Here is a 12030-nt window from a genome sequence, read left to right as displayed (position 1 = left end):
GATGTCATGGAGAATGTAAGGGCTTTTTTGAATAACGAGGCTTTAAAATGCGGTATATCGCTGGATGATGAGGCCATAGATAGGTTTATGGCATATAAGGATATGCTGATCGAGTGGAATGAGCATATTAACCTTACTTCCATAACCGATGACATGGGTATAGTAATAAAACATTTCATAGACAGCCTGCTGTGCTACAGCACCGGAGTTATACGACCTGATGCCCGCATTATAGATATAGGTACGGGGGCGGGCTTTCCCGGTCTGGCTCTGAAGATAGCCTTTCCGTCGCTTAAGGTATGCCTTATGGATTCAGTCCAAAAGAAACTGAATTTCCTGGATAACGTCATAAAGGCGTTATCCCTTGAAGATGTGGAACTCATATGGGGGCGCGCCGAGGACTACGCATGCAAGAAAGGCTATAGAGAGGCTTTTGATGTAGTTACGGCCAGGGCGGTTGCCTCTCTACTGGTGCTGGCTGAATATTGCCTGCCATTTGCCAAATTAGGCGGGCATGTGCTGTGCATGAAAGGGCCGGATGTAGACGGTGAGCTGGTGAAAGCCGATAAGGCTATAAAGCTGATGGGCGGAAGGCTGGGCGATGTGTTGCGTGCCGAGTTGCCCATGTCGGGCGGCGACAGGCGTATAGTGGTGCTCGATAAAGTGACCCGTACGCCCGCCGCCTATCCGCGCCGTGCCGGCATACCATCCAAGAAGCCGATAATATGAGCCGTGATTTCCTTGGAAATATCATTTGTGAGGCGGAGAAAATGTTTATAAAATTAATAGCACTTAATTCCAGCTTTACCCATACTGCGGTGGCGCTATACCAGCTAGAAGCGGTTGCTTCAAATATAGCTGATATAAAAATAGAAGAATTTACCATAAACGATAAGATCGATTATATTCTGGGAGAAATATATTCTGGCAATCCGGATGCAGTTGCATTTTCATGCTATATATGGAACATAGATATGATATGGCGCCTGTGCTCGGCGCTTAAAAAAGTATTGCCGCATGTTACAATAATACTGGGTGGACCGGAGGTATCATACGATGCATTCATGTTGCTCAAGCAACATGAATGCATCGATTATGTAGTGTGCGGCGAAGGTGAAGAGGCCTTTGCAAAGCTGCTGACGCTGCTCAAGGATGGCAGGAGATCAGCCGGTGGGATAGAAGGCGTATATTATCGCAGCGGCGATATTATTTGTGGCAGTGGTTTTGCTGTAGTAAGTGATATGAGCGACATATCTACTATGGCCTATGCTGTGGAGCATGTAGACGCTTCAAACAGGATAGTGTACTATGAGACCTCGAGGGGTTGCCCATTTAGATGCTCGTATTGTCTTTCTTCTACTACAGATGGCATCAGATATGTGCCTATGGGTCGCGTGAAAGATGATCTTGCGCATATAATGCGGTCAGGCGCAAAACAGGTCAAATTTCTGGATCGCACCTTTAACGCTCATAGGCGTCGCGCCATGGATATATGGCGCTTTATAACGGATTATGATAAAAGGCCGGAAGGCATGAGATTTCATTTTGAAATATGCGCCGATATAATAGACGATGATATGCTGGAATTTCTTTTATCAGTGCCCGACGATCTTTTTCAGTTTGAAATAGGTATACAATCGGTAAACGAGTCGTCGCTTAAGACCGTAGGCCGTCATACCGATCTTCATCGCATGGCCCATGTCGTTGCTATACTGGCGCGTCGCGGTAATATACACCTGCATTTGGATCTTATAGCCGGGCTTCCGAATGAAGATTTTTCATCGTTCGGCCGTTCTTTTGATTATGCATATGGTTTAAGGCCCGATGTCTTGCAACTGGGATTCCTTAAATTGCTGAAAGGCTCCGAATTGCGCAATATGGCCGAACAATTCGGCTATGCATATGATGACCGTCCACCGTACGAGGTGCTGTTCAATGACAGCATTAGCTTCGATGCGCTTTGCGAACTGCACTGGGTAGAAGACGTGTTGAATAAATACTATAATAGCGGTAGGCTGGTACATACGCTAAACTATATTATAAAAAACTTTCATCATGGCGCTTTTGATTTTTACTGCCTATTCGGCTGTTATTGGCATGATAGAGGCTATTACGGACACGGGCATAAGGATGAAGCGTTGTATGGCATAATGGCGGATTTTGTCCGCTGCTCCGGCTATGAGCCTATTCAGCTCATACGTGAGCTGATTCGTCTGGATTATCTCTTGAATCATCCGGCCATGTCGCATCCAACGTGGACAATGCCTTCACGCGATGAGCATGCAAAGGCTGTGCAGAGAGCTATTCTTAATGATAAATGCATTGTGGAGAAATATATGCCGCATTTTGCAGATGTCGATCCCAAGCTCATAAGAAAGTATGTATATGTGGAGCGTTTTGAATACGATATACCTATCATCATCTCTTCCGGTTATACCGCTCAACCTTTGTCGAAGCCGGTATGGCTGCTCATAGATACTGCTGCCGGCAAAATCTTTGATGTTTCACGTGAAACAACCGGTTTGGAATAAAATTATATATTGATGAGCAAAATACCTCAATAGGTATAGCATATAAGGAGACGTTTCTTTATGATACAGGTTGAGGAGCATGATATACCACAGATAAGCCGGGGTTTGGTATGCGTAGAAAACGAACTGCTGCATGCGATAGGGGAAAGCGACTATAGGATTCGCAATATGCTCAGCGGCCTTTTTAACGGCGGCAAGAGAATAAGGCCCAGACTGGTCCTGCTATCGGGCATGTGCTTCGGCGAATTGGATGAGAAAATGATACATGCGGCGGTTGCGGCTGAGCTTATTCATACGGCGTCGCTGGTTCACGATGATATCATCGATATGTCGGATTACAGACGGAATAATCCGACTATAAACAGTATTTCCGGCAATCACGTCGCCGTATTGGCCGGTGATTTTCTTTTTGCTAAGGCATTTGAGATTCTGTCAGAGCACGAACTTATAAACAGCATGCTTTATTTCGTAAATGCCATACAAAATATGTGCTCGGGAGAGATAGTGCAATCTTACAGAAGGTTCGACATACGCGTGACCGAACAGGATTATATGGATTACATAGACAAAAAGACGGCGTCTTTAATATGCGCATGTTGTATGGCTGGCGCCCAAAGCGCGGGAGCCGGCAGTCATGAAATAAATCTGATGGGGTCGTTTGGATATAAGATAGGCCGTGCATTTCAGATTACGGACGATATCCTCGATGTCACGGGGAATAAAAAGACACTCGGTAAATCTGTTGCCCAAGATATAACCGAAGGCGATATAAGCTTACCGTTTATTTATCTATTGGCGGAAAGCGATAACAGTGACAGGTATGCGGATAAATTAAATAAAGAGTCATTGAATGAAGATTTAAAACAAATCTTAATAAACGAAGCAATATGCTCGGGTGCGGTTGACAAGGCGCAAAGCAAGGCCCGACAGTACGTAGACGAGGCAGTTGAATTGTTGTATGAGATACCGTATAGTATCTATAGGCAAGCCCTCATAGCGCTGACGCTCAATCTCATCGGAAGGCAGTGCTGATAATCGGTGAAGTACCTCGTCCTATTTTTGACATTGCTGAAAACAAAAATCAAATGAATAAAAAAAGTAACTGAAATATTTTATATAATATAGCCGTGGATGGAACACACATTTTTGCTAAAAATATATTTGATAACAGAAATGTAACAGAAATGTAACACATTTAATGTACAATTGAGACAGTAAAATTATTCAATAACAGGAGGTATTTTATGAAAATGAAACTTAATAGAAAAATTTTGGGAATTGTTTGTATTGTATTATCACTTATATTAATTGGCCCACAATTCGCATTTGCTGATGCAGATACTACAGATGGTGATAACGAAATATTTTATGAATGGGTGGAAGCTTATGTTAATTTTCATGATTCTGAATGGGATTGGGATACTTACAGTGATGGTTCTCATAAGGACATATTAATCCGGAATAACTAAAAGTAGGAAAGGATGAAGTTTATAATGAAAAAATTAATAAGTTGTTCACTTATATGTATACTGTTGCTCATGTTATTTACCGCTTGCACTAATGAAGAAGCAAATATCAGTCCAAAGGGAGACGTAAGGTCATTGCCCAAAATAGCTCAATTGAACTTGTTATACTCGGCGAGTGGACCCGTTTTGTTTGGTAAATTAGAAGTAGTTACAAGTTTAGAGAGCGATATAGATAAGGCAAAAGTGTATAAAATCAAAAATATAGATGCCGAAGAAAAACTAAAAGACTTATCCGATAAATTCAGCATAGGGAATTATACTGTCGAAAAAGACAAAGATGACGTATTAAGCGCACAGGGTGAGAATGGCACTGTTATGGTTTCGCCCTTAGGCGGCGGTTATGTCTTTTACGCTAAACAGCGAAATGAAGATGGAGAGCTACCGTCAGCAGATGAGGCAAAAGATATAGCTATAAAGTACCTGAAGAAATTGGGCATATATGAGGACAGTTTGCAAGTTTCGAACGTGGTGGAAAGAACATTGACAGATGCTTCGGGCAGTGCGGAAATCACGAAAAGAAACATATACTTTATTCGCAAACCTAGCGGTAACTTTGACCCTAGGACTGAAGTCGAATGGATAAGGGTTCAAGTCGGAAGTAAGGGAAATATTGATGTCGTATCCGTTAACCAAAAGGAGTTAGAGGAAATCGGCGTGTACCCGATAATAAGCAAAGAGGAAGCTATAGAAAAAATGCGGAAAGGCGAAGGTGCTATAGCTTCGGATAAGAGCAAAGCCGATAAGGCATTCGTTAAGGAGGTTAGATTGACTTATTTCGATAACGGTCCTTTTTCCTTTATTAACGATACGCTGCAACCGGTATATATAATAAGCGGAACACTGGATAAAGTGGATTCTCAAGATCATTTTACCGTTCAAATAAGAGCCATTCCAGATGAATATGTGGTAGACGGCAATCAAGAGCATGAGAAAGAATTGCCGACCAATAATAAGGAGTTTGCTTTTATAAAACCGGATCAGATAGTAAATGTGGTTAACGGTCAAGAAAGTATCATAAGTGATAATGAGGTGGCTGGCAATATATTGAATTCCATAGAAACGATATTAACAAAGGGCAACGGCAGAATAAGCAGTTACGGTGATGTTAGTAACATAAGATATAAGGTAACGAAGGACGAAAACAAAAGTCGTTTTATAAAATTGATATACAACTCTCCGCAAAGAATTAGCTTACAGGCAGGCGAAAATGAAAAATATGGCTTGCAAAAAAGTGAAAGGGATAAATTCGATAATGTGGCCATACCCGTAAATGAAATCCTGGTATTTTATGACGATACTAATCTTAAGAAAGTATCAGTATTGGGAGATAAAGTAGGTTTAATAATAGAATTAAAAGACGATAAAGCCGTAAAACAACTGCGAAATATTGTTCAGTAATGCAATGTCAAAAGGCTGTACAGACAGGTACAGCCTTTTTGCCTATCGGGATACTATTCACGCTGGGCTTGACGAGCCATCGTCTAGCATTTCTTTTTTCCCCTTGTTGATCAATTCTGCTGTTAGTGAAGCACTCCTTTGTTTATAAACTACTGTTGATATTTTTGTATCTTTGACCGTAAAGCATGATCTCTGTTTTTATTTATAATGAGTTTCATTAGCCAATGATATCGTTATTTATTATCAATTGATAAAACGAATCATACATGTATGTTACACATTACCGATAAGATGCATATAATGAAAGAGTTACTTATTTCAGTTGATAAAGAGGGCATTGGATGAGCGTATATAAAGAGGTAAAAAAGGTCAACGTTATAGTGCTGGTGCTCAATCTTTTGGTGGCCTTTGGGAAGATAATAGTGGGCTATGCGATAAATTCCATGAGCATGGAGGCCGATGGCTTTCATTCCCTGACCGATGCATCTTCCAACATAATAGGCTTGATAGGCGTGTATCTCTCTTACAAGCCACAGGATAAAGAACACCCATATGGCCATAGAAAGATAGAAACCCTAGTAACGTTGGTAATAGCTATTATGCTATTTGCCATATGCTACGAAATCTTCTCCGCGGTTATGGGAAGATTCAACCGTCCTACGACGGTTGAGGCCAGCATATTTGGTTTTTTGGTAATGCTAATAACCATAAGCATCAATATGTTTGTAGCTGCCTTTGAAAGGCATAAAGGTAAAGAATTGGGGAGCGATTTCCTCATATCAGATTCAATGCACACCAGCAGCGATATATATGTATCATTGTCGGTAATATTGAGTCTGGTTTTCACCCGCCTTGATATACAATGGGCTGATATAATTGTAGCTTTGTTTATCGGTCTGATGATAGGTCGGGCCGGATACAAGATACTGTGCTCGGGGATCAAGGTGCTTCTGGATACTGCTGTAATCGATGCCGATGAGATCGCCGCTTTGGTGGAACAGCAGGAAGGCATCAAATCATGCCATAAAATAAGGACCAGGGGCAAACAGGATGATATAAGCGTGGATCTCCACGTACTAGTCGATAAAGACATGCATATATACGATGCTCATAAACTGGCCGATGCCATAGAAGCCAAGCTAAGGGAGGAATACAGCGGTATCACCGATGTTACTATTCATATAGAACCGAGCTGATACCGCAGCTTTATTACGGTGGATGGAAAAAGCTCAACCGAACGGAAAAAGAATCGCAGCGGGCGGTGCTCAGAGGCTGCCCCTGCGCCTTATCAGCTTGCATATGCGGTATAAGAGCCGTGCATAATTTTCAGAAGTATTTATGATTTCTTTGCTACATTTCAAGTGCTCATTTGCCATGGCTTTGGGATCGGAAAGGTACATAGCCAGAAGGCCATCCACCACCATTCTATGGAATGATGCCTCATTTAGACGTGCGATAGCATTCAGCGATGCCGTATAGAAACGTTTTAGGTGTTTTTCGCAATCCTGGTTATCGTTATAGTAGCTGACGAAATTGAGATCTCCGTTTTCAGCATCGTCGTATAGGTCAATATAATAATCGAGTAGTATATGTAAACCGCATATCCATGGGAAATATGCATCGTATATCCCTTGGACGGTTTCGGCACGGAGGTTTGTATCAAAAGCGCATGCCACCAGTACGAATATGCCCAAAGTTGAACCACTTGCTGCGGCGAATTCCCACCAATTGAGCTTGGGATAGCTGGAGTCGATATGCACGGCTGACCACTTGATCAATTTATCTTCCCTGATGTCATGTGTCAGATGTTTATAGACCTGCAGATCGGAATAAATTCCAACCAAATACAATATCTTATCTTTAATTACGTCATATGCCGGTATAAGATTTATAACATTTTTGCACTCCTTTACAAGATATCTAAGATAACCTCCATCTTGGCTGTACGGATAATAGCTGTAATAGTCGCTATATTGCTCGTCGGGCAGAAGCGCATCGGTCATTGCCAGATGTAAATTTCTAAATGCTGTTTCATCGAATATGCCACTCCTGTCGCATAGATTATCCAAATAATCGCTTATAGTCTGATAAGCCACTATAAATTTTATCATTTTATCCCCGTCGGTATGTGGATAAAGTGCATAAATACTTCCGCCCTGACAATGAAATTTTTTTGTGGCTATGCTGTCCAGGGCTTGTTTGGATAACATTTTATCAGGTATATGCCGGGCTATGCCTGCATATACTTCCAATTGTTTATCAACCAAAGGAAATACGTTGAATATGAAATCATATATTTTGCGGGACTTATATAAAAATTCTCCCGGAGCCAATATTCCATCACCTAAACGCCGCGAGAAGGCCCTGCCTTTAGGCGCTATTCCTTTCTTTTCGTATTGCCAACCTGGGTTTCTTTGCAGTACACGCATATTTAGTCTCTGCGGTTTGGCAAAGTTTATACTTAGGTGTAAAGCGCGAACCAGCTAAAATTCAGCCTAGCAAAAGAAGCGAACAGCAAATAGGCATCATTGTTTGTGTGCATTAATTGATCTTATCGCATAATTTGATTACCATATCATCGGTTACCTGTTCGAAATCTTTATAAAATTGCCCTACGGCGTAGAAGGTATCGGGCTCATGAAGGCATATCACTTTATAACGCCTTCTTAGTTCCTTTAGGGTTTCGCGCGGGGCTACCGGTACGGCTATTATTATAGCCGCAGGTTCTTTGCTTTGTATGCTGTGGAGTGCCGCTTTTAATGTCATGCCGGTTGCTATACCATCATCGGCTAATATAACAGTTTTATCTTTTAGATCAGGGTAAGGACGATTGCGGCGATAAAACTGCATTCGCCTTTGGCTTTCTTCCAATTGGCGTCTAGTTTCCGCGTCCAGATAATCCGGGTGAACGTGCATAATGTGTATTACTGTTTCATCATAAAAAACCGTACCGTCGGGGGCCACAGATCCGATGGCTATCTCCGGATCCATCGGAGAAGGAATCTTGTGAGGGGCTATTATGTCTAACGGGCAATGCAAGGCCGAAGATATTTGATATGCTATGATAACCCCTCCTCTGGGTATACCTATTACTATAGGGTTTTCAATAGATAACCTCAATAGTTCTTGGGCCAATAGCTGCCCAGCCTGTTCTCTATTATTAAACATCATAATCGAACCGGCTTAAAATGCCGGTCTGCCTCCTCTCTTTTGATGATTTTCTCTTCGAAATGAGCATTTTCGCCAAAATGTTTCACGTGAAACATTTCTACTTGTTTAATACATCCAATATCCTATAAAGATCTTCTGTATCGTAATATTCAATCTCTATCCGGCCTTTTCGTTTTCCCGATACTATATTTACTTTGGTACCTAACATGCGTGACAGGGAATCTGCATATTCCTGAAATGGTATGTAGGAGTCTTTATTGCGCTTATCCGAGCGATTGTGCTCTTTATTTTGATGCTTTATAAGTTCCTCGAGTTCACGCACCGTAAGCCCTTTTTCTACTGCTGATTTGGCTAAGTTTTGTTGCAACTCCTCCGACTCAACCGATAGTAGAGCGCGGGCATGGCCTGCCGACAAAAGACCTTCCATCATCATGTCTTGCACACTTTGCGGTAAATTGAGCAGGCGTATGGTGTTGGCTATGGCTGAACGGCTTTTGCCGACGCGCGCAGCCAGTTCTTCCTGAGTAAGGTCGAAGTCATCTATTAACGTCTTCAAGGCCATAGCTTCCTCAATAGGGTTTAGATCCTCTCTTTGAAGGTTTTCTATAAGCGCTATCTCAAGAATCTCTTTGGTATTGAATTCCTTTACTATGGCGGGAATAGTTTTCAAGCCGGCTATTCTGGCAGCACGCCAGCGTCGCTCACCTGTTACGATCATATAACGGTCGTCGACGGGTTTGACGGTTATAGGTTGTATTACGCCATATTGCTTTATGGACTGAGCCAATTCGCTCAACGCATTTTCATCGAAGACCTTACGTGGTTGCAAGTCGTTGGGGTCTATATCTGAGATACGCAGCTCCTGGATCTCATGCTCGTCCGTTTCATTTATAGATTCGGGTATTAAAGCTTGAAGGCCTTTGCCCAATGCGCGTTTAGGCATACTTATATCACCTCCTCATCTTCAGTGGCCTCTATGACCTCTTCGGCCAAATCGGTGTAAGCCTCGGCTCCCGTACATTTCGGGTCGTACAGGATAATAGGCAGACCGTAGCTTGGCGCTTCACCTAGCCGTACATTACGCGGTATGATGGTCCTATATACCTTGCTGCGAAAGTATTTCTTTACCTCATCTACCACTTGTATAGATAAATTGGTCCTGGCATCGAACATGGTGAGCACCACACCCTCTACTTCTAACGAAGGATTTAAATGTTTTTGAACCAATTTTACGGTATTCATAAGCTGGCTCAAGCCCTCCAGTGCATAGTATTCGCATTGTATGGGAACCAGTACTTTGTCGGCTGCCGTCAGAGCATTTATAGTGAGCAATCCGAGGGATGGCGGGCAGTCCACCAGAATGAAATCATATTGCTGCTTAATCGGTTCCATGGCAAACTTCAGGCGCTGTTCCCTGGACAACACCGATACCAGTTCGATTTCCGCGCCGGCTAGCTGTATATTGGACGGTATTATGGATAAGTTTTCAACATTGGTCGGAACTATGGTTTCTGTTATATCCATATCGTTTATTAAGACATCGTATATAGATTTTTCTACTTTTGCCTTATCCACGCCAAGCCCGCTGGTAGTATTGCCTTGAGGATCAATATCTATGGTCAGCACCTTTTTGCCTGCCACAGCCAGACAGGCGCTAAGGTTGACGTTAGTGGTAGTTTTCCCCACGCCGCCTTTTTGGTTAGCGATAGCTATTATTTTAGACATATCTTCCATCTCCAATTAAATATCACATTACAATTATACATTATTTAAGCTATTAATGAAAGATATATTATTACTCGACCTTCGATTCGTAATATATGATTGGTGACAGTTCAGATGTCTCACAGGCTGGGTAACTGATTAGCCTCTGGCTCATGTGTTTCGGATATCGGTGAAACTAGAGCTCGTTTCGGGAATTTCCAAAGCGCCGATAACTTTTTGCTACCTTGTTATTTTAGGGCGGGACCATCTTTAACATTGTTTAGATAATTCAGTTACGCTGGGAAATTCTAATCCTACACTTCGCTAAGTTTCACCAGATATCCTCCACAAAATCGCCTTGAGGCTAATCGTTACCGTCGCCCACGTGCAACGGTACCCGAATAGACAACATGATTGAAACAGGCGATATAAAGCAACGCAAATGATATAAAGCCTACACCCGCTACAGGCTTGACATATATACCTCGCTACGGCTGTGAAGCTGGACCACTACGCAATCAAAGATTGCTGTGGTCCTACGCTTCAAAAGCCCGCTCAGTATATATGTCAAGCCTTATGCCACGTAATGATTGCGTACTTACAATTCGTTTCGCTTGAGCAAGCTAACGCCGGCAATTCGCTATGCAATATTTCAAGGCGTTCTCCGGCTTTATATCATTGCATGCGCTAAACTTACTATATTACAAATCGAAGTTACTCAGCGCAGGGGGACAAAAATCCGCTATAGTTGTATCAAACGACAGCTATAGCGGATTTTTGTTTCTTTAGGCGATAAACTATTGCTTGGCTATGCAAATGGTTATTTCCACTACATCGTCTTTTTCTTGTTGATCATAAGTTACGTTTAGGCCGCTATCGCTTATACTGCCTATAAGCTGCTTTAAACTGTTTATGAACAGCCGTATATCCTTATAAGCCCTTATCATCCGGCCTTTGTGCAGGCTTATATTTTGAGGTTGCGGCTGACACAGCTTGTCCACCATTCTATCCACAAGTTCCTCGGTTTTTTTAACATTTAGTCCTTTATCGATTACCTGTTTTAATGCATCGATTTGTAAATCCGGATCCGGGAGGCGCAACAATGCCCTTGCATGGCGCTCGGTAAGATTGTTTTCCACAATCATTCGTTTGACCTCGACGGGCAGCTTGAGCAAACGCAGCTTATTGGCAATGGTCGATTGATTCTTGCCGATACGTGCGGCCAATTCTTCCTGAGTCATATTATGATCCTTGAGCAGGCTGTAATAGCCCTCAGCTTCCTCGATAAAATTCAGGTTCTCTCTTTGGAGGTTCTCTATCATAGCCAACATGGCAGAGTCTTCTTCCAAAGCATCCAGCACTATAGCTGGTATTTCTGTCAGATTTATCATTTTACAAGCCCTTAGCCTTCTTTCTCCCGCTATAAGCTCGTAAGAAGAAGTGCCCATACGACGCACCGTTATAGGTTGAAGCAAACCATATTGTTTTATGGACTGGGCCAACTCATCCAGAGAAGCCATATCGAACTCTTTGCGCGGTTGATACGGATTAGGCCTTATAGCGTCTATGGGTATCTTTAGTATAAGCGAATTGTCATATGCGTTGTCGCCCCCCTTTGGTTTATCCCTTATAACCCCTTTTAATGATAACATGGTAAACACCTCCATATTATATATTCTACATAAGATTGAAAAATCCTT

Annotated in this window: 11 protein-coding genes; 6 read left to right on the top strand and 5 right to left on the bottom strand. The window is 42.3% G+C overall.

The features are described from left to right. The first annotated feature begins 6 nt into the window (after positions 1-6). The 6 genes from rsmG to MAHAU_RS14645 all read left to right on the top strand — a co-directional run bounded on the left by rsmG (position 7) and on the right by MAHAU_RS14645 (position 6651). Complete coding sequence (rsmG, locus tag MAHAU_RS14670) at positions 7-729, top strand: 16S rRNA (guanine(527)-N(7))-methyltransferase RsmG (RefSeq protein ID WP_013782491.1); 723 nt, start codon at positions 7-9, stop codon at positions 727-729. 41 nt (positions 730-770) lie between these two features. Next, positions 771-2531 carry a B12-binding domain-containing radical SAM protein gene (locus MAHAU_RS14665; RefSeq protein ID WP_013782490.1) on the top strand — a complete coding sequence of 587 codons (1761 nt, stop codon included), beginning with the start codon at positions 771-773 and terminating at the stop codon, positions 2529-2531. 60 nt (positions 2532-2591) lie between these two features. Next, entirely contained in the window at positions 2592-3563 is a 972-nt protein-coding gene (locus MAHAU_RS14660) for a polyprenyl synthetase family protein (RefSeq protein ID WP_013782489.1), read from the top strand. Positions 3564-3775: 212 nt separating this feature from the next. Next, positions 3776-4000 carry a hypothetical protein gene (locus MAHAU_RS14655; protein WP_013782488.1) on the top strand — a complete coding sequence of 75 codons (225 nt, stop codon included), beginning with the start codon at positions 3776-3778 and terminating at the stop codon, positions 3998-4000. Between the two features lie 24 nt (positions 4001-4024). Continuing rightward, positions 4025-5455, top strand: coding sequence for a hypothetical protein (locus MAHAU_RS14650; RefSeq protein WP_041644189.1), 1431 nt, complete (start codon positions 4025-4027; stop codon positions 5453-5455). A gap of 341 nt (positions 5456-5796) precedes the next feature. Beyond that, on the top strand, positions 5797-6651 hold the full coding sequence (locus tag MAHAU_RS14645) for a cation diffusion facilitator family transporter (RefSeq protein ID WP_013782486.1): 855 nt from the start codon (positions 5797-5799) through the stop codon (positions 6649-6651). Positions 6652-6720: 69 nt separating this feature from the next. Here MAHAU_RS14645 and MAHAU_RS14640 read toward each other — a convergent pair whose 3' ends face one another. The 5 genes from MAHAU_RS14640 to noc all read right to left on the bottom strand — a co-directional run bounded on the left by MAHAU_RS14640 (position 6721) and on the right by noc (position 11982). Further along, entirely contained in the window at positions 6721-7884 is a 1164-nt protein-coding gene (locus MAHAU_RS14640) for a tetraprenyl-beta-curcumene synthase family protein (RefSeq protein WP_013782485.1), read from the bottom strand. Between the two features lie 112 nt (positions 7885-7996). After that, positions 7997-8626, bottom strand: coding sequence for a phosphoribosyltransferase (locus MAHAU_RS14635; protein ID WP_148258445.1), 630 nt, complete (start codon positions 8624-8626; stop codon positions 7997-7999). Positions 8627-8723: 97 nt separating this feature from the next. Further along, positions 8724-9569 (bottom strand): ParB/RepB/Spo0J family partition protein, encoded by an 846-nt coding sequence (locus tag MAHAU_RS14630; RefSeq protein ID WP_013782483.1) that lies wholly within the window; start codon positions 9567-9569, stop codon positions 8724-8726. A gap of 2 nt (positions 9570-9571) precedes the next feature. After that, on the bottom strand, positions 9572-10351 hold the full coding sequence (locus MAHAU_RS14625) for a ParA family protein (RefSeq protein WP_013782482.1): 780 nt from the start codon (positions 10349-10351) through the stop codon (positions 9572-9574). A 776-nt stretch (positions 10352-11127) separates the two neighbouring features. Then, the gene (noc, locus tag MAHAU_RS14620; protein WP_013782481.1) at positions 11128-11982 is read right to left on the bottom strand and encodes a nucleoid occlusion protein; all 855 of its coding nucleotides are present in this window, start codon (positions 11980-11982) and stop codon (positions 11128-11130) included. Positions 11983-12030 lie beyond the last annotated feature (48 nt).

The organism is Mahella australiensis 50-1 BON (genome assembly GCF_000213255.1).
Classification (GTDB): domain Bacteria; phylum Bacillota; class Clostridia; order Mahellales; family Mahellaceae; genus Mahella; species Mahella australiensis.
This window is presented reverse-complemented; position numbering and strand designations above follow the sequence as displayed.